The sequence below is a fragment of the Photorhabdus heterorhabditis genome, assembly GCF_001280945.1.
GTDB lineage: Bacteria > Pseudomonadota > Gammaproteobacteria > Enterobacterales > Enterobacteriaceae > Photorhabdus > Photorhabdus heterorhabditis.
Map to the genome: position 1 here is coordinate 1 of NZ_LJCS01000209.1, position 698 is coordinate 698.

The window sequence follows — 698 nt, forward strand, 5'->3', positions numbered from 1 at the left end:
TCAGCCATTACGCCTGACTGCGCTCATTCCACGCATCCGAGTGAATGATGTTGCCGTCTTTGTACGTCCAGGTGATTTTTTCGTAGCGGAACTCAACCTGTTCCAGATGGTTGTGTTTCTCTTTGGCAGGATCTTTGATGTCATGCATCAGCGGTGCCACTTTCACCACCTTCACGTTCTCCAGTCGGGTGTTGAAATATTCCTTCTCCTGACCCGCGTCATCAATTTTGTACCACTTGATTTCCGCTGATTTCAGGGTTTGGCCAGAGGTGACCGCTTTATACAAATAAGGGCTTGAAGAATCGACTTCTTTAGTGAACACTAGCGGCGCGTGCACGCGGGTTCCGGTCAGCTTGCCAGTATTGTTGTCCGTCGGGATATGCAGCGCATGTTCCAGCGCCACAATTTCGATGCTGCCTTCTCGGTTCTGTACATCCACAGACCCTTTGATGTCCGCACCGCCGTCATCTTTCAACCACAAATAAGCGGGGATAGCCATAAATATTACTCCTGTTTTTGAGTGTGTGAGGTCGCCTGCACCGGCGACGTTGTTGTTGATAAAGAGCCTGACACTTGTTGCAGTCGCTGGCAGGCGACTGCGTTAGGTACCAGACGGATTTCAACTCTGCGGTTGGCAGCACGCCCCGCAGCCGTTGAATTGGTGGCGACCGGCCGCGTTGCACCTTCGCCTTGGACGG

1 protein-coding gene and 1 pseudogene are annotated in these 698 nt (G+C 52.4%); both read right to left on the bottom strand.

All coding sequences use genetic code 11. The annotated features are described in order from the left end of the window. Positions 1–7: 7 nt before the first annotated feature. Positions 8–499 (bottom strand): Hcp family type VI secretion system effector, encoded by a 492-nt coding sequence (locus AM629_RS21360; protein ID WP_054481605.1) that lies wholly within the window; start codon positions 497–499, stop codon positions 8–10. Positions 500–504: 5 nt separating this feature from the next. Continuing rightward, positions 505–698: pseudogene (locus tag AM629_RS24920) on the bottom strand (OmpA family protein); the annotation flags it as partial.